Source organism: Bradyrhizobium sp. 172 (assembly GCF_023101065.1).
Taxonomy (GTDB): Bacteria; Pseudomonadota; Alphaproteobacteria; order Rhizobiales; family Xanthobacteraceae; genus Bradyrhizobium; species Bradyrhizobium canariense_D.
The window spans coordinates 977,255-995,577 of the sequence record NZ_CP064701.1 but is presented as its reverse complement, the minus strand read 5'-3'; the positions used below and the strand labels follow the sequence as shown (position 1 = coordinate 995,577).

Below are 18,323 nucleotides of genomic sequence, written 5' to 3'. Positions count from 1 at the left end.
TTTGAGGATACGCCGTGACGGTGATCGATTTCTCCGCCTTCATCGGACGGCTCGCCACCGCCTCCGGCGAAACCATCCTACCGTTCTTCCGCACCTCGCTGTCGATCGAGGACAAGAGCAAGACCAAGGATTTCGACCCCGTGACCGAGGCCGATCGCGCCGCGGAGGCGGTGATGCGGCGTCTGATCAAGGCCAACTTTCCCCAGCACGGCATCGTCGGCGAGGAATTCGGCAACGAGCGCGAGGATTCGGATTATGTCTGGGTGCTCGACCCCATCGACGGCACCAAATCCTTCATCGGCGGCTTTCCGATCTGGGGCACGCTGATCGCGCTCCTGCACAAGGGCACGCCGGTCTACGGCATGATGCACCAGCCCTTCATCGGCGAACGCTTTTCCGGCGACAGCGGCTCGGCTCATTATAAAGGCCCGTCCGGCGAGCGCCGGCTCCAGGTCCGGCGCTGCGCCTTGCTGTCGGAGGCGACGACCTACACCACCAGCCCGCTGCTGATGAGCGAGCGCGACCGCGCCATCTTCGGCCGCATCGAAACGGGCGCGCGGCTGTCGCGCTATGGCGGCGACTGCTACTCCTATTGCATGCTGGCGGCAGGTCACGTCGATCTCGTGGTCGAGACCGAGCTGAAGCCTTACGACATCGCAGCCCTGATCCCGATCGTGACCGGTGCCGGCGGCGTCGTCACCACCTGGGAAGGCAAGCCGGCCCAGGGCGGCGGCCGCATCGTCGCGGCCGGCGACGCCAGGGTTCACGAAGAAGCACTGAAACTGCTCAACGGCTAGGCGATCTAGGAGCCTGCATGACCAACCGGCGTACGCTCCTTCTCGCGGCCTTGCTTCTTTTTCCGACGCTCGCCTCCGCCCAGAATTTCCCGGCCAAGCCGATCAAGCTGATCGTGCCGTTTCCGGCCGGCGGCCCCAACGATATCATCGCGCGGGTGATCGGCCAGCGCATGTCGGAACTGTCAGGGCAGCCGGTGCTGATCGACAATCGCGGCGGCCAGGGTGGCGTGCTCGGCACCGATGCCGTCTCCAAGGCTGCACCTGACGGCTACACCATCGCGATCTCCAGCGCCGGCGCGCTGGCGATCAGCCCGAGCATGGAAAGGGTCGCCTACGATACGCTCAACGACCTCACGCCCGTGACGTTGGTCGCAACCGTGCCGGAAATGTTGGTGGTCGCCACCAACGTCCCCGCAAAGGACATCGCGGAATTGATCGCGCTCGCCAAGGCGCAGCCGGGAAAACTCAACTTCGCCTCCTCCGGACCCGGCAGCCTGCCGCATCTCGCCGGTGAATTGTTCAAGCTGACGGCCAAGATCGACATCGTGCACGTGCCCTATCGCGGCGCGGCGCCCGCCGTGAACGATCTGCTGGGCCAGCAGGTGCAGATGACGTTCCTGGACCTCCCCGTGCTGCTGCCGCAGGTCAAGGCGGGCGCCCTGCGACCGATCGCGGTCGGCTCCGCCGAGCGTTCGCCGACGGCGCCTGACGTGCCGACCACCGCGGAAGCGGGCTTTGCGGATCTGCGCATCGAGAACTGGTACGGCATGGTCGCGCCGAAGGGCACGCCGAAGGAGATCGTCACCGCGCTACATGATCTGGCCACGAAGGCGATGGCGGATCCGGCGGTGAAGGAAAAGCTCGCTGCCCAGGGCGCGACGCTGGTCGGCGATGAGCCGGAGCATTTTCGCACATTCATCGCGGACGAGACGAAGAAATGGGCGAAGGTGATCAAGGACGCTGGCGTGGAGACGGCGAAGTAGCTGCGTCTTAACCTCTTCTAAAGGGAGGGGAAATCCCAGAACTCACACCGCCGCAGACCGCAAATGCTCCACCAGCATCTTCGCCGGGCGCGGTAGTGTCTTGAAGCTTCGCGCGCAGATCACGAGTTTGCGGTTGGCCCAGCTATCGCGCAGGCGGACCATGGCGAGCGGCATCAGTTTTGCGCAGCGGCGGGCCGCGGCTTCGGGCACCAGCGCGACGCCGACATCGGCGGCGACCATCTGGCAGATCGCATCGAAGTCGCGCAAGCGTGCGCGGTAATGCGGCCGCATGCCGAGCCGGGCGGCGTGCTTCGAAATATGCACCTGAAGCGCGGTGGCGCTGGTCAGCCCGACGAAGTCGCAAGCGCCCGCCTCCTGGAAATCGATCGCGCGGCGGCCGGCGAACGGGCCGCGCCTAGACGTCACCAGCGTCAGGCGATCCTCGCTGAAGGCGAATCGCTCGATATGATCGGGCAGCGCGTGCTCGGCGGCGAAGCCGAGATCGGCCGCGCCCGCAGTGATCGCGGCCGCGATGTCGGTGCTCTCGCGCTCCTCGATGTCGATGGCAACGTCGCGATGCTCGCGCAGGAAGCCGGCGAGCGCCTTCGGCAGATGCTCCGAAAGCCCCGAGGTATTGGCGAGGAAGTGCACGCTGGCGCGCACGCCGCTGGCAAAGCCGGCGAGATCGCCGCGCATGGCGTCGATCTGGTGAATGACGAGACGGGCGTGATCGAGCAGGCTCTCGCCGGCCGAGGTCAACTCAACGCCGCGGCGCCCGCGCTTGAGCAGCGCGACGCCGAGCGCATCCTCCAGCCCCTTGATGCGCGCGCTGGCTGAGGCCAGCGCCAGATGCGACCGCTCCGCGCCGCGGGTGATGCTGCGCTGGTCGGCGACCGCGATGAACAGCTGGAGGTCGACGAGGTCGAAGCGCATCGGGGGTCCCTTCAGCCTTCGTTCCAAACGAAGGCTTTCTCCGTAAGCTACAGATTGTGCCGGCGCGCTGCATCGGTCAATGTGCAGATATGATCGACCCGCTCCTCATTCTCATCGCCGCCGTTTTCCTGATCGCCGGATTCGTCAAGGGCGTGGTCGGGCTCGGCCTGCCGACTGTCTCCATGGGCCTGCTCGCGGTGAGCATGGCGCCGAGCCGCGCGATCGCCATCGTGATCGTCCCCGCCATCGTCACCAACATCTGGCAGACCTTCGTCGGCCCCCATTTGCGCGATATCCTGAGGCGGCTGTGGCCGCTGATGATCGGCACCGTGATCGGGTGCTGGCTCAATGCCGGCGCGCTCACCGGCCCGCATGCGCGCTACGGCACGATCGTGCTCGGCGTGCTCCTGGTCATCTACGCGATCATCGGGCTGAACAAATTCCAGTTTCATGTTGCGCCAAAGAACGAGAAATGGGTCGGCGGCGTGGTCGGCGTGGTCACCGGCGTGATCTCGGCCTCGACCGGCGTGCAGGTGATCCCCTCGATGCCGTTCATGCAGGCGATCGGCATGGAGAAGGACGAGCTGGTGCAGGCGCTCGGCGTGTTTTTCACGACAGCGACACTGGCGCTCGCCTTCAATCTCACCGCGGGGGGATTGCTGACGCCGGCCAACGCGGTGCCGGGCGCCGTGGGCATGGCCTGCGCGTTTGCCGGCATGTATATCGGCCAAACGGTGCGGGCGCGGATGCCGGCGGAAGCGTTTCGCCGCTGGTTCCTGATCGCGATGATCCTGCTCGGCCTCTATCTCGCCGGCAGCGCGCTGCTGAAGGAATTCGCGTAAAGGACGTTACCGCGTCTCCAGCATGGCGACGCGGATGCCGAGATAGATGAAGAGGCCGCCGAGGGTACGGTTGACCCAGGCGACCGCGCCTTCGGAGCTCCGCAAGCGGTGGGCGGCCCTTGCCGCGAACGCCGCCAGCACCAGGCACCACAGCGTTCCCGTGCAGATGAAGATCAGGCCCAGCATCAGGAAGGCGAGCGGCTTGTGCGCCGAGTCCGCTGCGACGAATTGCGGCAGGAAGGCAAGGAAGAACAGCGCGACCTTGGGATTGAGCGCGTTGGTGAAGACGCCCTGGAGGAAAACCCGCCGCAGCGAGCTCTGCACAGGCTCGTCGATGGCCGAGGCCAGCACCGGGCGCGACCACAGCATCTGAAGCCCGGTCACGACGAGATAGGCCGCTCCGACCAGCTTCAGGATCGAGAACGCGGTCGATGAGGCCATCAGCAGGGCCGAAAGGCCGATTGCCGCGCCCGCGACATGGAAAAAGCAGCCGCAACTGATGCCCAGCGCGGCCGCGGCGCCACCTCGCCAGCCCAGCTGCATGCTGCGGCCGATCACATAGACCGTATCAGGCCCCGGCGTGATGTTGAGCAGCACGCCCGACAGGACGAAGAGCCAGATTTCGTGAATGCCCAGCATGTGTGACGTGCCTCCGCCGCCCAACCGTAGCCCAAGAGGTCGGCTTAGTGCGTTCGCTCGTCCCCGTCCACTGCCGGATTGCCGAGGATTTACCTCGAATTTGCAATGCGGATCATACTTTCGCTCGGCCTCATCTGCTCTATAAGGAACGGGTTCTTTGAATGCGGGATTCGAGGCGACTGCCACGCCGTGGCCGGTCCTCGATCTCTTCCAAGTCTCTTGCAAGTCTCTTGGAGCTCCGGAATATGGAAAGACGTCTGGCTGCCATTGTCTGCGCCGATGTCGCCGGCTATTCGCGCATGATGGGCACCGATGAGGCCGGCACCCATGCCGCCTTCAAGGCCCATCGCAGCGCGATCCATCCCATCATCCTCAATCACGGCGGCCGCGTCGTCAAAAACACCGGCGACGGCTTCCTGCTGGAATTCCCCTCGATCGTCGGCGCCACCGAGGCCGCGATCGCGATGCAGACCCTGATGGCGGAGCGCAATCACCATCTGCCCGCCGATCGCGCCATGCAGTTCCGCCTCGGGATCCATATGGGTGACGTCATCGCCGACGAGGACGAGGTCTTCGGTGACGATGTCAACATTGCCGTCCGCCTCGAAGCCGTGGCGAGCCCCGGCGGCTTCGCCATCTCGGCCAAGGCCTACAAGGAGGCCAGCAAGCATCTCACCGTGCCGCTGGTCGATGCCGGCAACCACCGCTTCAAGAACATCAAGGATCCGATCGGGGTCTGGACCTGGACGCCTGAAGGTGCACCGGCGCTTGCGCCCGCGCTGAGGGAGGCATCCGCCCTCTCGCAGCAGTATCGCACCGCGATCGTCGGCGTGCTCCCTTTCGCCAATCTCAGCGACGCACAGGACGAGTATTTCTCCGACGGCCTGACCGAGGATCTGATCCACGCGCTGTCGCTGCAATCCTTCTATCGCGTGCTGAGCCGCAACTCGACGTTCGTGTTCAAGGGCAACAACGCCAGCACCCGCCTGATCGCGCGGGAGATCGACGCCACCTATCTGATCCAGGGTTCGGTGCGGCGTGCCGGAGCCAAGATCCGCGTGACCGCAGAGCTGATCGCGCCGGAGACCGGCGAGCAGCTCTGGACTGGCCGCTACGACCGCGACATCGGCGATCTCTTCGCGATGCAGGACGAGATCACCACCAACCTGTCCGCCGCCATCGCCACCGAGATCGTCCGGGCCGAAGCCTCGGCGCCGGCGCGGCTCTCGACCGACGTCACCGCCTGGGACCGCTTCCTCAAAGGACTGTCGCACTATTATCGGCAAACCAAGGAAGACCTGGCCATCGCCGTCGACCTGTTCCGGGAGGCCATCAGGCTCGAGCCCAAGCTGTCGATTGCGCACGCCTATCTCGCCACGATTCAGATCCAGAGCATCCAGTTCGGCTGGGTCAAGGGCACGCGCGAGATGTGGGCCGAGGCGATGAAGCTTGCCGAAACCAGCGTTCGGCTCGATCCGCGCTCGTCATTTGCGTTCTCGATCCTGTCCTGGACCCACGCGCTGGAGGGGCATTACGAGGCCGCGATGGACGCCGCCAAGCGCGCCGTCGCGCTCAACCCCTACGACAACGGCGCGCGCGGCGTGCTCGGCATCTGCCATTTCGTCATCGGCGAGCACCGCGAGGCGATCGAGCTGTTCTCGATGGCCGCACAGCGCGACAACAGCGATCCGCGCTACCAATGGGCCGCACTGAACGCCTTCAGCCATTATCTGCTGGGCCAATATGACGCGACTCTGTCATGGGCTCGAGAACAGCTCTACATCAACCCGAACCATTTGCAGGCGCTGGCAATCCGCGCCGCGGCGCTGGCGCAATTGGGACGCGGCGACGAGGCGGTCGAGGCGACCCGCGTGCTCATGGCTAACTACCCGACTCTCAATGTCGACCGCCATTTGCGCAATTTCCACTGGAAGCGGCCCGAGGACCTCGCCCATTACCGCGCCGGACTCTTGAATGCGGGCGTGCCGCTCGGCAAACTGACCCTGGTTTCGAGCGACGTCAAACGCGTCGCCGAATCCTGAGAGCCAGCCGCGGCCACGCGGCAATGTCCCCTCCGCCTTTATTGACACGACAGTGAATTCAGCCACACTCGGCTACACGCTGAAGTAGTATAACGTGTTGTCGGTTTGTCAGGACTTTCCGCGCTCTATCGCCGCGTCTGTATTTCACGATTCGCCGTTTTCAGGATTTGGGCCATGCATGACTCCGCTCCGAAGCCCTCCTTAGACCCTTCGATCCAGGTCTCCCCGAACAATCCCTGTCCATTCCTCCGCGGCCTCGTCGGCGAGGGGTTTGTTGACGGCAGAACCGTTCCGCTCGGCACGCTGTCGCAAACGATCGCGAATGCGAGCGGCGAGACCGGGCTGAAGAAGGTCTCGGCCCGCATCCAGGTCCGCGGCGTTGCGCTTATCGCCAACGGGCTCGGTCACATCCTGAAGAGCATATTTTCGGGCGCACAGCTCGACGCGTTGCGTGGCGGCCCTCTCGACAAGCGCGGTGCCGGCTCGCGCGTCCTCGGCGTCGACGGCAAGGTCGATGAGGACGAGCTTGCGCGGTTTGCGAGCTTCGGCCGGGACTACCGGGATCCGAACGGCGGCGGCTCTGAGCCCGGTCTCAACGCCTCGGAAATCGGCGTCTTCATGCGCGACAACCTCAAGCGCGCCGGCAGCGCCGCGCGCTGGTACTACCCCCTGCTGATGAAGTTCGAGTGGCCGATCCTCCTGAAGATCATGGGCAAGGGCGCGGGTGAGGACCGCTATCTCAGCGTGGCCGACGTGCGCACTCTGTTCAACGAGCGGCAATTCCCTGCTCGCATCAACCAGCGGCTGGTATCGCAGCCGGTGCTGTCCACCTGCCAGCGTGTGGTGCGGGGCGCCCTCAAGGTTGCGGCCCTGCTGCTCGCCCTCGGTCTCGCCTTGCTCGTTGCGGTCGCCGAATTTCCCGACCAGGTGCGCGCCATGCTGCCGCAAAAGGGAATTCTCGTGAATCTCCTGCCGCCACCCTTGCCCACGGTCCCGGAGACGAAGGCGGCCTTTTGGCTCGAACAGAATTGGTCGCTGAAGGACAGGCACTGGTTTCACCATGCCAGCCAGGGCACAGCGACCTTCCCGGTGCCCTATGAATGGTTCATGGCCCTGGAGCAGCCGCGCCTGCATCTGTTCTCGGCGCCGGGCATGATGACGGACGGCACCTATCTCGAGCGCTTCGGGTTCATCCCGAGCCCGCAGTCGATCCAGACTGACGCGACGTCACTGCGCCGCTTCGGCTATGCCAATGTCTACGAGACGACACAGGTGCCGGACTGGTCGACCAGGTGGACGCCGGCGGAGAACGTCGACGGCCTGCCGGTCGGCTTCGCACGGATGACCGGTGTCGTCGATCCCGCGACCGGCCGTCGCGAAGAGGACAAGATCGGGCTGACCTGCGCGGCCTGCCATACCGGCCAGATCCACTACCAGGGCGTGGACGTGCGTTTCGACGGCGGCCCGGCCATGACCGACCTGAAGAAGCTCGAGGTCTCCACCGGCCTGTCGATCGCCTACACGCTTTACGTGCCGTTCCGCTTCCAGCGCTTCGCCGATCGCGTGCTCGGCCCCGATGCCAGCAAGGCTGACCGCGCCGCGCTCAAGCAGAAGCTCAGCGCGATCGGCAACTTCCTGATCGACTGGGCGCAAACCCAGCAAAAGACGATTGAAGGCAAGAAGACCTGGAACGGCAGGCAGCAGCAGGACACCGAGGAAGGGTTCGGTCGCCTCGACGCTCTCAATCGCATCGGCAATCAAGTTTTTTCGCAGGATCTCGCGCTGAGCGGGATCAAGGGATTCGAGAAGAACCTGCACGCCCAGGACGCGCCGGTCAGCTATCCCCCGATCTGGACCGTGCCCTGGTTCAAGTTCGCCCAGTACGACGCCTCGATCGAGCAGCCGCTGATCCGCAACGCCGGCGAAGCCCTCGGCGTGACGGCGCTGCTCAACCTGTCCGACGCCTACCCGGAGGACAGGCTGTGGCGCTCCTCGGTTCATATCAACACGCTCGGCTGGATCGAGGACATGCTCAGGGGGCCAGACCCGTTCAAGACGGCAGATCCCTCCACCGGCCCGAAGTTCGGCGGCCTGCTGGCGCCGAAATGGCCCTCGCAGATCCTTGGCGACAATTGGAGGCTCGATCAAAAGAAGGTCGACAATGGCCGCAAGATCTACGCCGAGATGTGCTCCGGATGCCATCTGCCGGCGATCGACACCCCGGCTTTCTGGTCGTCGGGACATTGGGAGCCGAGCGGCGACAGCAAGGTGCTGAACGCGGTGACGATCCCCCTCGACGAGATCAAGACGGATCCCGAACAGTCGCTCGTGCTCAGCAACAGGATCGTCGATCTGCCCGGCTTCCTGAAGGTGAATACGGCCGACCTCCAGAAATGGTGGCAATGCGACGTCTCGACCGCAAGCTCGCCGACCGAGATGGTTTATGCGCTCGGGTTGATGACGGTGGTGGATCTCGTCGCCCGCAAATGGATGGACGACGAGAAGACTCCGGACGCCGAGCGGTCGAAATTGTGGAATCTCGCGCGCAAGAACTGCCTCAATCCGGTGGGGGGAGCACGCTATCGGGCACGGCCGCTGAACGGCGTCTGGGCCACGGCACCCTATCTGCACAACGGTTCGGTGCCCTCTCTCTACTGGTTGCTGAAGCCTGCAAGCGAGCGCCCGCAAAAATTCTGCATGGGCCGCCGCGACTATGATCCCGTGACCGTCGGCTTTGCGGTCACCGCCAACGAGAAGTGCAAGACGGGTGAAACCGAGTTCTCGGCCGGGTCGGACAAGGATCCGATCCAGGGCAACAGCGTGCTCGGCCATTCCTTCGAGCGCAAGCCGGGCGAGGAAAAACGTCCCGGTGTCATCGGCCGCGTGTTCAAGGACGACAACGAGCGCTACGATCTGATCGAGTATCTGAAGACGCTGTAGTGGGTGATGCTACTTCCTCGTCATGGCCGGGCTTGTCCCGGCATGCCGGCGTGTGGTCGCAGGGCAGCATCGCCTCCCCTCACTTGAACAGCGGCGTGCCTGGCACGAAGGCGTCGAAGGCTGCCCAGAATTGGGAACGGTAGCGGTCCTGCTCCTGGAGAATCTCGTGCTTGGCACCGGCGATCACGAGATGGGAGCCTGCGCGCAAATGATAGGCGAACTCCTCGATCGCCGCGATCGAGACCACGGTGTCGCTGGAGGCCGCCAGCATCAGGATCGGCTGACGGATCTCGGACGGGTAGTTTTTGCCCTTGAAGGTGTTCATCGCGCGGAAGGCGGTATCGGCCCAGGCGACCGTCGGTGACGCGAGCCCGAGGGTCGGATCCTCCTCCAGGATTGCGGCATTGCGCGCATAGCGCACGGGGTCGCTGGTCAGCGGATTGTTGATGAAGGGATTGAGCCCGGTGATCTGGTCGCTGCCGCCGGGGACATAACGGCCGCCCATCCCCAGCACGCGCATCGTCTTCAGCAGAGCCCGCGCCGGAAACGAGGTGGCGCGGCCGGGGAGGTCGATCATCGGCGCAGACAGCACCATGCGGTCGAACCAGCGCTTGCCCGCATGCGCCACCCGCAGCATCACGGTGCCGCCCATGGAGTGGGCGAGCGCGAAGAAGGGCGGCGGGCAATCCGGCAGCACCACCTGCTGCACGAAGGTCTCGACGTCGATCTCGAAATCAGCGAAGTCGCGGACATAGCCCTTGCGCGGATCGCGCAGGCGGCGCGAGGAGTGGCCCTGCCCGCGCCAGTCGATCATCGCCACCGCAAAACCGCGGTCGCGCAGGTCGCGCACGGTCTCGAAATACTTCTCGATCTGCTCGCTGCGTCCGGTGAAGACGCAGACCGTGCCCTTGCGGTTCGCCGGCGGTGCCCAGCGCGCAAAGCGCAGCTCGACGCCATCAGGGGTCTTGATGGTGCCGCTGACGACGTCTTCGGGAACGGGATTGGACGGTATCGAGACCAGCGTCATGATGGGGAGGGCTTGGGCACGAAGAGCTGCAAATCAGGGGCGGGAGCGCCGAAAAGGCTGAGTATCCGCCCTCTTGAACGCCGTTCCCCTGAACCCATATCACCTTGGTGCAGGCCGCTACCAGTGTTTCGGAACCGGAACATCAGGCTGCACACAGACGAAAGCCCGGCCCGATTGGCGGGCGGGTTACTCAACAGTCGCTCAATGGAGGACTTGACCATGCGTACCTACGACCTGACCCCCTTCTACCGTTCCACCGTCGGCTTCGACCGTCTCTTCAACCTGCTCGACCAGGCCGGTTCGGACGGCAGCCCCGGTTATCCCCCCTACAATATCGAGCGTACCGGTGAGAACGACTACCGCATCACCGTTGCGGTTTCGGGCTTTGCCAAGGATGAGCTCTCCATCGTCGCGAAGGAAAACACGTTGACGATTAAGGGCGAGAAAGTCGCCAACGAGAACTCGAAGGCCGAAGTGCTGTACCGTGGCATCGCCGCGCGTGCCTTCGAGCGCGCCTTCCAGCTTGCCGACTTCGTGCAGGTGAAGAACGCCTCGCTCGAGAACGGGCTGCTTCACGTCGACCTCGTCCGTGAGATTCCCGAAGCGAAGAAGCCCCGCCACATCGCGATCAACACCGGTGCGCAAGGCGCACAGGTGATCGAGAACTCGGTAGCCGCGTAAATCACGTCGGCCGCTTCCAGGTTGCGAAAACGCCCCGGTGCCCCGGGGCGTTTTTTTGTTGGGCTCTCCTCGTCCCGGCGAGAGCCGGGGAATCCTGCCGCGAGATCGATCAATCGTGCACGGAAGAAATACCGAACGACGGATCTGCCATACCTTACCAGAGAGGATGGTCTCGGTCGTCGCCGGGACGTCACCGATTGCTGAACGGCCGTGCTGGACTGTTGCGCCGCATCACAGAGCGGTGAAATGGCGTAACACCGCCGCCCCGCGCATCGTCTTTTGGATATCGAACCCAAAAACAAGACGGAGAACAATCATGACTTTCTGGCGCAGCCTTTTCGTCGCCGCGAGCCTGCTGGCGGCCCCTCTCAGCCTCGCTCACGCGCAGACGCCGCAGACCGTAAAGGCCAAGAACGTTGTGCTGGTGCACGGCGCCTGGGCCGACGGCTCAAGCTGGTCGGAAGTGATCCCGATCCTCCAGGCCGCAGGGCTCAACGTAACTGCCGTGCAAAATCCGTTGTCGTCGCTTGCGGATTCCGTCGAGGCGACCAAGCGCGTGCTGGCCGAACAGGATGGTCCGACCGTGCTGGTCGCGCATTCCTGGGGCGGCACCGTGATCAGCCAGGTCGGCACCGACCCGAAGGTCACCGGCCTCGTCTATGTCGCCGCCCGTGCGCCCGATGCCAACGAGGATTTTGTCGCGCTGTCGAAGCAGTTTCCGGCGGGACCGGCACGCGCCGGCGTCGTCGAGCGCGACGGCTACACCAAGCTGTCAGAAGACGCCTTCCTGAAGTACTTCGCCAATGGCGTTAAGCCGGAGCAGGCCAAGGAGCTCTACGCCGTGCAATGGCCGACGGCCGCCTCGATCTTCGCCGGTCGCACCACGGAGGCGGCATGGCATTCCAAGCCGAGCTGGTACGCGGTGTCGAAGAACGACTACACCATCAATCCCGATCTCGAACGCTTCCTCGCCAAGCGCATGAACGCAACCACGATCGAGCTCGACGCCGGCCATCTGTCGCTGGTGTCGCATCCGAAGGAGGTGGCGAATTTGATCCTGGAAGCGGCGGGGTATGGCCGGAGCTGAGCCGCGCTCGTCATGGTTCAGAAGGCGCCTGAGTGCTGAGACGCCTTCTGTTTGCGCTAACTCTCTCCCCAACCTCGTCCTGGCGAAGGCCAGGACCCATCACCACAGGGAGGAGTTTGGCGAAGATTCGGAGTTCGGTACTCCCGCGTCACTCATATGATGCACCTCGCGGTATGGGTCCTGGCCTTCGCCAGGACGACACCGTTGGGGTGATGCGGGCCATCGCCTCAAACGCCCGCGCTTAGTCCAGCCCCTGTGCCGCCGGCATCTCCTGCGTAGGCAGGATAGTCGCGGCAGGCTTGACCTGACCTACGGTTGGCGCGGCGGCTTGCGGTGCGACCTCAGCGGGCTTGGACGGCACGGCGGCCGCGGTCTGCGTCACAGGTTGTGCCTGCGGCACCTGGGCCTGCGGCGTCGCAGGCTCGGCCGGCTTGGCGGGGACGCCCGGGGCCTCGCGCGGCGGAGCCGCCTTGGGCAGCGGCACGGAACGGCTGGCGACATGCGGGATCGGGGCCGGAGGGCGGGGCGGACCACTGCGGACCATGGTCGGCGGCGGCAGCGCGCTTTGCGGGCGGTAAGGTGCAACCGCAGGCTGCTCGTAGCCGGGTGCCATGCCGTAGGCGTCGGCAGCCGGCATGAAGCGCAAAATCCTTCCGTCGCGGGCATCGATCACGAGCCGGCCGTCCTCCCCCCGGCGGTCAATCACCGCGATGGTGTAGACGCCGCCGCGCAGGCGCGGGATGCCCAGTGGAGAGAAGCCGTTCTCGCGCAGCACCGCGTAGACCTCGGTCGATGGCAGCAGCACCGGGGCCGGCCCGCGTTCTTCGTAGCCATAGCCGTAGCGCGGCGGCGGCGCGGCCTCCGACGGCGCATAGGGGGCGTCGAAATCCGAGACCGCGATCATCGCCCCTCGCGCTGGAACCTGCGCTTGAGCCGCGGTCGCGGCCAGCGCCAGCGTGGCGGCGGCCACACATCCTGTGAAAAACTTCATGGTCGAGACGCTCCTGTCAGGCCCCCGGATGGATCGCGCTCTTTTGCTTCTTGCGGCGTGGCGGGTCTTCCAAAGGGTTGATCCGAAGCTTCATTGGGGATTCCGGCGTCGGCAGGGCCGGATCAGGGCGCGTTTGCTTCAAAACCGGGGCCGCGCAACTTTTGGAAAGCGATTGATTGACATGTGGGGAATCGGGACTTGCGCGCGCTTGTGTGATAGACAAAAATTTGGCAAGGTGATGGTTAGGACAGGAAGACTGTCTCAATTTTGCTTGCGGTTCCGGCATAGGGATTGCAACGAAAGTCGGTGCTTTCGAGCGCCAAGAAGGCAACAGGCAAAGCCGTTCTCGGGGACGAAGAACGCCTTGGCCTGAATTTAAGAAAATGCGGCTCGCGAGCGGACGAGCGGTGACCCAGAAGCGGGTGCCGCGGGACGCCCAAGGTGCGCCGAAGATGGCGGTGAGGCAGCTTGCCGCATGGAGAGGACGAGAACATGAACGGGTCGCAAGTCGAGCGCGGAAACATCGTGGCAGAACAACTGTCGGCGACGGTCGCCTCGAAAACGACCGATCCGATTCAGGAACACAATTCACGGCCGCCGGCCGTAGGCCTGTACGATCCGAGCCTGGAAAAAGATTCCTGCGGCGTCGGCTTCATCGCCAACATCAAGGGCCAGAAGTCGCACGAGATCGTCGCGGACGCGCTCAGCATCCTCTGTAACCTCGAGCACCGCGGCGCCGTCGGCGCCGACCCGCGCGCCGGTGACGGCGCCGGCATTCTGGTGCAGATCCCGCATGCTTTCTTCAGCCGCAAGGCGAAGGAGCTCGGCTTCGTGCTGCCCAATCCGGGCGAATACGCCATCGGCGCGTTGTTCATGCCGCGCGACACTGCCTGGCGCAACGTCATCAAGAGCATCATCGCCGACCAGATCAAGGAAGAGGGCCTGACGCTGCTCGGCTGGCGCGACGTGCCAACCGACAATTCCTCGCTCGGCGTCACCGTAAAGCCGACCGAGCCCGCCTGCATGCAGGTGTTCATTGGCCGCAACGGCACCGCCAAGACCGAGGACGATTTCGAGCGCCGGCTTTACATCCTGCGCAAGTCGATCTCGCAAGCGATCTATCAGCGCCGCGACCGCGGCCTCGCCGGCTACTATCCGTGCTCGATGTCCTGCCGCACCGTGATCTACAAGGGCATGTTCCTCGCCGACCAGCTCGGCAAGTACTATCCCGATTTGCACGAGAAGGATTTCGAGAGCGCGCTGGCGCTCGTGCACCAGCGTTTCTCGACCAACACCTTCCCGGCGTGGTCGCTGGCGCATCCCTACCGCATGATCGCGCATAATGGCGAGATCAACACGCTGCGCGGCAACGTCAACTGGATGGCGGCGCGCCAGGCCTCGGTGAGCTCCGAGCTGTACGGCAAGGACATCAACCGGCTCTGGCCGATCTCCTACGAAGGCCAGTCGGACACCGCCTGCTTCGACAACGCACTCGAATTCCTGGTGCAGGGCGGCTACTCGCTGCCGCACGCCGTCATGATGATGATTCCGGAGGCGTGGGCCGGCAATCCCTTGATGGATGAGAAGCGCCGCGCCTTCTACGAATATCATGCAGCCCTGATGGAGCCGTGGGACGGCCCCGCCGCGATCGCCTTCACCGACGGCCGCCAGATCGGTGCCACGCTGGACCGCAACGGCCTTCGGCCGGCGCGCTATCTCGTCACCAAGGACGACCGCATCGTGATGGCGTCCGAGATGGGCGTGCTGACGATTCCCGAGGACCAGATCATCACCAAGTGGCGCTTGCAGCCCGGCAAGATGCTGCTGGTCGACCTCGAGCAGGGCCGCCTCATCCCCGACGACGAGATCAAGGCCGAGCTCGCAAGGAGCCATCCCTACACGGAGTGGCTGGAGCGGACCCAGATCGTGCTGGAAGAGCTGCCGAAGGTGCCGACCACCGGCGTGCGCTCCAACCTGTCGCTGCTCGATCGCCAGCAGGCGTTCGGCTACAGCCAGGAAGACATCACCATCCTGATGACGCCGATGGCCTCCACCGGCGAGGAAGCCGCAGGCTCGATGGGCAACGACACGCCGATCTCGGCGCTGTCGGCCAAGGCCAAGCCGCTGTTCACCTACTTCAAGCAGAACTTTGCGCAGGTCACCAATCCGCCGATCGATCCGATCCGCGAGGAGCTGGTGATGAGCCTCGTCTCCATCATCGGACCGCGGCCGAACCTGTTCGACCTGCAAGGCCTAGCCACTACCAAGCGCCTCGAAGCGCGCCAGCCGATCCTGACCGACGCGGACCTCGAAAAGATCCGCTCAATCTCCGAGGTCGCCGAGTCGCACTTCAAGTCGCGCACGCTGGACACCACCTTCCACGCCGGCCTCGGCGCGGCCGGCATGGACCAGGTGCTGGACGAGCTCTGCGCGCGCGCCGAGAGCGCGGTGCGCGAGGGCGTCAACATCATCATCCTGTCCGACCGCATGGTCGGCACCGACCGGGTTCCGATCCCGTCGCTGCTGGCCTGCGCCGCCGTGCATCATCATCTGATCCGCACCGGATTGCGCACTTCGGTCGGCCTCGTCGTCGAATCCGGCGAGCCGCGCGAAGTGCATCACTTCGCCTGTCTCGCCGGCTACGGCGCGGAAGCGATCAATCCGTATCTGGCGTTCGAGACCATCATCGCGATGAAGGACCGCCTGCCCGGCTCGCTCGACGACTACGAGATCGTCAAGCGCTACATCAAGTCGATCGGCAAGGGCCTGCTCAAGGTGATGTCCAAGATGGGCATCTCGACCTACCAGTCCTATTGCGGCGCGCAGATCTTTGACGCCATTGGCCTGAAGGCGGAATTCGTCGGAAAATTCTTCGCGGGCACGCACACCCGCGTCGAGGGCGTCGGTCTTGGCGAGATCGCCGAAGAGGCGGTGCGCCGTCATGCCGACGCGTTCGGCGACGCGCTCGTGTACAAGACCTCGCTCGATGTCGGCGGCGAATATGCCTATCGCAGCCGCGGCGAGGACCATGCATGGACCGCCGAGTCGGTGGGGCTGCTCCAGCACGCCGCGCGCGGCAATTCGCTGGAACGCTACCGCGCCTTCGCGAAGATCCTCAACGAGCAGTCGGAGCGTCTCCTGACGCTGCGCGGCCTGTTCCGGATCAAGAATGCGGACGAAGAGAAGCGCAAGCCGGTACCGCTCGACCAGGTCGAGCCGGCCAAGGACATCGTCAAGCGTTTCGCCACCGGCGCGATGAGCTTCGGCTCGATCTCGCGCGAGGCGCACACCACGCTCGCGATCGCCATGAACCGGATCGGCGGCAAGTCGAACACCGGCGAAGGCGGCGAGGAAGCCGACCGCTTCAAGCCGATGCCGAACGGTGACAGCATGCGCTCGGCAATCAAGCAGGTCGCCTCGGGCCGCTTCGGCGTCACCACGGAGTATCTCGTCAACTCCGACATGATGCAGATCAAGATGGCGCAGGGTGCAAAACCCGGCGAAGGCGGCCAGTTGCCCGGCCACAAGGTCGATGCCACCATCGCAAAGGTCCGGCATTCGACGCCGGGCGTCGGCCTGATCTCGCCGCCACCGCACCACGACATCTACTCGATCGAGGATCTGGCGCAGCTCATCTACGACCTCAAGAACGTCAACCCGGACGGCGCGGTCTCGGTCAAGCTCGTCTCGGAGATCGGCGTCGGAACCGTAGCCGCGGGCGTCGCCAAGGCGCGCGCCGACCATGTCACCATCGCGGGCTTCGAGGGCGGCACCGGCGCTTCGCCGCTGACCTCGATCAAGCACGCCGGCTCGCCGTGGGAGATCGGCCTCGCCGAAACCCACCAGACGCTGGTGCGCGAGCGGCTGCGCAGCCGCATCGTGGTCCAGGTCGACGGCGGTTTCCGCACCGGCCGCGACGTCGTGATCGGCGCGCTGCTCGGCGCCGACGAGTTCGGCTTCGCCACCGCGCCCCTGATCGCGGCCGGCTGCATCATGATGCGCAAGTGCCATCTCAACACCTGCCCGGTCGGCGTCGCGACCCAGGACCCCGTCCTGCGCAAGCGCTTCACCGGCCAGCCCGAGCATGTGATCAACTACTTCTTCTTCGTCGCCGAGGAGGTCCGCGAGATCATGGCCTCGCTCGGCTTCCGCAGCTTCAACGAGATGATCGGCCAGGTGCAGCTGCTCGACCAGACCAAGCTGGTCGCGCACTGGAAGGCCAAGGGGCTCGATTTCTCCAAGCTCTTCGTCAAGCAGAAGGAAGAGAAGGGCCAGAAGATCTATCACTCCGAGCGCCAGAACCATCATCTGGAAGCGGTGCTCGACCGCACGCTGATCGAGCAGGCGACGCCTGCGCTCGACCGCGGTGCGCCGGTGAAGATCGAGGCCAAGATCAACAGCACCAACCGCTCCGCGGGCGCGATGCTGTCGGGTGCGGTCGCCAAGATCTACGGCCATGCCGGCCTGCCGCATGAGACCATCCATGTCAGCCTCAAGGGCACCGCCGGCCAGGCCTTCGGCGCCTGGCTGGCGCAAGGCGTCACCTTCGAGCTCGAAGGCGAAGCCAACGACTATGTCGGCAAGGGCCTCTCGGGCGGCAAGATCATCGTCAAGCCGCCGGCCAACAGCGGCATCGTGCCGGAAGAGAGCATCATCGTCGGCAACACCGTGATGTACGGCGCCATTCAAGGCGAGTGCTACTTCCGAGGCATCGCCGGCGAGCGTTTTGCCGTGCGCAATTCCGGCGCCGTGGCGGTGGTCGAGGGCGCCGGCGACCATTGCTGCGAATACATGACCGGCGGCATCGTGGTCGTGCTCGGCAAGACCGGACGCAACTTCGCGGCCGGCATGTCCGGCGGCATCGCCTATGTGCTGGACGAGACCGGCGACTTCGACAGGCTGTGCAACATGGCGATGGTCGAGCTCGAGCCGGTGCTGTCGGAAGAGCTGATCAACGCCGGCACCTATCACCACTCCGGTGACCTCGAAGCGCACGGCCGGGTCGACGTGTTCAAGGACCTGCTCGCCTCCGACGTCGAGCGGCTGCACGTCCTGATCACGCGCCATGCGAAGGCGACAGGCTCCAGGCGCGCCGCCGACATCCTGGCCAACTGGAAGGACTGGCTGCCAAAATTCCGCAAGGTGATGCCGGTCGAATACCGGCGCGCGCTGCGCGAGATGGCCGCCAACGCGGACGCCGAGCCGAAAATCGCGATCGGGGCGTAAGAAATATCAGCGCCCGTCATTGCGAGCGTAGCGAAGCAATCCAGACTTTCTCCTCGGATGCAGACTGGATTGCTTCGAAGCTCACGCTCCTCGCAATGACGACGAGAGAGAAACACAACGAATTTAAGCGGCAGG

The 18,323-nt window shown here is 64.7% G+C and carries 12 protein-coding genes; 8 read left to right on the top strand and 4 right to left on the bottom strand.

All coding sequences use genetic code 11. The annotated features are described in order from the left end of the window. Window positions 1–14: 14 nt before the first annotated feature. Both hisN and IVB07_RS04645 read left to right on the top strand, forming a co-directional pair. Window positions 15–797: a histidinol-phosphatase gene (gene hisN, locus IVB07_RS04650; RefSeq protein ID WP_018453346.1), complete on the top strand. Its 783-nt coding sequence runs from the start codon at window positions 15–17 to the stop codon at window positions 795–797. Between the two features lie 17 nt (window positions 798–814). Further along, window positions 815–1,780: a tripartite tricarboxylate transporter substrate binding protein gene (locus IVB07_RS04645; RefSeq protein WP_018453345.1), complete on the top strand. Its 966-nt coding sequence runs from the start codon at window positions 815–817 to the stop codon at window positions 1,778–1,780. 42 nt (window positions 1,781–1,822) lie between these two features. Here IVB07_RS04645 and IVB07_RS04640 read toward each other — a convergent pair whose 3' ends face one another. Then, window positions 1,823–2,713 carry a LysR substrate-binding domain-containing protein gene (locus IVB07_RS04640; RefSeq protein ID WP_018453344.1) on the bottom strand — a complete coding sequence of 297 codons (891 nt, stop codon included), beginning with the start codon at window positions 2,711–2,713 and terminating at the stop codon, window positions 1,823–1,825. Between the two features lie 89 nt (window positions 2,714–2,802). Here IVB07_RS04640 and IVB07_RS04635 point away from each other — a divergent pair, with 89 nt between their 5' ends. Beyond that, on the top strand, window positions 2,803–3,555 hold the full coding sequence (locus tag IVB07_RS04635) for a sulfite exporter TauE/SafE family protein (RefSeq protein WP_018453343.1): 753 nt from the start codon (window positions 2,803–2,805) through the stop codon (window positions 3,553–3,555). 6 nt (window positions 3,556–3,561) lie between these two features. On the opposite strand, the gene IVB07_RS04630 is transcribed toward IVB07_RS04635, so the two are convergent. Then, window positions 3,562–4,194 carry a LysE family translocator gene (locus tag IVB07_RS04630; RefSeq protein WP_018453342.1) on the bottom strand — a complete coding sequence of 211 codons (633 nt, stop codon included), beginning with the start codon at window positions 4,192–4,194 and terminating at the stop codon, window positions 3,562–3,564. 245 nt (window positions 4,195–4,439) lie between these two features. Here IVB07_RS04630 and IVB07_RS04625 point away from each other — a divergent pair, with 245 nt between their 5' ends. Both IVB07_RS04625 and IVB07_RS04620 read left to right on the top strand, forming a co-directional pair. Beyond that, on the top strand, window positions 4,440–6,236 hold the full coding sequence (locus IVB07_RS04625; RefSeq protein WP_162496403.1) for a tetratricopeptide repeat protein: 1,797 nt from the start codon (window positions 4,440–4,442) through the stop codon (window positions 6,234–6,236). Between the two features lie 174 nt (window positions 6,237–6,410). Then, window positions 6,411–9,176 (top strand): di-heme-cytochrome C peroxidase, encoded by a 2,766-nt coding sequence (locus IVB07_RS04620; protein ID WP_085350689.1) that lies wholly within the window; start codon window positions 6,411–6,413, stop codon window positions 9,174–9,176. A 79-nt stretch (window positions 9,177–9,255) separates the two neighbouring features. Here IVB07_RS04620 and IVB07_RS04615 read toward each other — a convergent pair whose 3' ends face one another. Next, a complete protein-coding gene (locus IVB07_RS04615; RefSeq protein ID WP_018453339.1) occupies window positions 9,256–10,203 on the bottom strand; it encodes an alpha/beta hydrolase in 948 nt (315 codons plus the stop codon). A 219-nt stretch (window positions 10,204–10,422) separates the two neighbouring features. Here IVB07_RS04615 and IVB07_RS04610 point away from each other — a divergent pair, with 219 nt between their 5' ends. Beyond that, the gene (locus tag IVB07_RS04610) at window positions 10,423–10,884 is read left to right on the top strand and encodes an Hsp20 family protein (RefSeq protein WP_026232515.1); all 462 of its coding nucleotides are present in this window, start codon (window positions 10,423–10,425) and stop codon (window positions 10,882–10,884) included. Between the two features lie 316 nt (window positions 10,885–11,200). Continuing rightward, window positions 11,201–11,971: an alpha/beta hydrolase gene (locus IVB07_RS04605; protein WP_018453337.1), complete on the top strand. Its 771-nt coding sequence runs from the start codon at window positions 11,201–11,203 to the stop codon at window positions 11,969–11,971. A 241-nt stretch (window positions 11,972–12,212) separates the two neighbouring features. On the opposite strand, the gene IVB07_RS04600 is transcribed toward IVB07_RS04605, so the two are convergent. Further along, the gene (locus tag IVB07_RS04600; RefSeq protein ID WP_018453336.1) at window positions 12,213–12,962 is read right to left on the bottom strand and encodes a hypothetical protein; all 750 of its coding nucleotides are present in this window, start codon (window positions 12,960–12,962) and stop codon (window positions 12,213–12,215) included. A 492-nt stretch (window positions 12,963–13,454) separates the two neighbouring features. Between IVB07_RS04600 and gltB the strand changes: the two genes are divergently transcribed. Further along, window positions 13,455–18,188: a glutamate synthase large subunit gene (gltB, locus tag IVB07_RS04595; protein WP_026232514.1), complete on the top strand. Its 4,734-nt coding sequence runs from the start codon at window positions 13,455–13,457 to the stop codon at window positions 18,186–18,188. Window positions 18,189–18,323: the final 135 nt, after the last annotated feature.

Excerpts from the sequence above, each read along its gene's own strand:
- IVB07_RS04620 (WP_085350689.1), top strand. The coding sequence starts at position 6,411 with ATGCATGACTCCGCTCCGAAGCCCTCCTTAGACCCTTCGATCCAGGTC.
- IVB07_RS04625 (WP_162496403.1), top strand. The coding sequence starts at position 4,440 with ATGGAAAGACGTCTGGCTGCCATTGTCTGCGCCGATGTCGCCGGCTAT.
- IVB07_RS04630 (WP_018453342.1), bottom strand. The coding sequence starts at position 4,194 with ATGCTGGGCATTCACGAAATCTGGCTCTTCGTCCTGTCGGGCGTGCTG.
- IVB07_RS04645 (WP_018453345.1), top strand. The coding sequence starts at position 815 with ATGACCAACCGGCGTACGCTCCTTCTCGCGGCCTTGCTTCTTTTTCCG.
- IVB07_RS04600 (WP_018453336.1), bottom strand. The coding sequence starts at position 12,962 with ATGAAGTTTTTCACAGGATGTGTGGCCGCCGCCACGCTGGCGCTGGCC.
- IVB07_RS04615 (WP_018453339.1), bottom strand. The coding sequence starts at position 10,203 with ATGACGCTGGTCTCGATACCGTCCAATCCCGTTCCCGAAGACGTCGTC.
- IVB07_RS04635 (WP_018453343.1), top strand. The coding sequence starts at position 2,803 with ATGATCGACCCGCTCCTCATTCTCATCGCCGCCGTTTTCCTGATCGCC.
- gltB (WP_026232514.1), top strand. The coding sequence starts at position 13,455 with ATGAACGGGTCGCAAGTCGAGCGCGGAAACATCGTGGCAGAACAACTG.
- IVB07_RS04640 (WP_018453344.1), bottom strand. The coding sequence starts at position 2,713 with ATGCGCTTCGACCTCGTCGACCTCCAGCTGTTCATCGCGGTCGCCGAC.
- IVB07_RS04605 (WP_018453337.1), top strand. The coding sequence starts at position 11,201 with ATGACTTTCTGGCGCAGCCTTTTCGTCGCCGCGAGCCTGCTGGCGGCC.
- IVB07_RS04610 (WP_026232515.1), top strand. The coding sequence starts at position 10,423 with ATGCGTACCTACGACCTGACCCCCTTCTACCGTTCCACCGTCGGCTTC.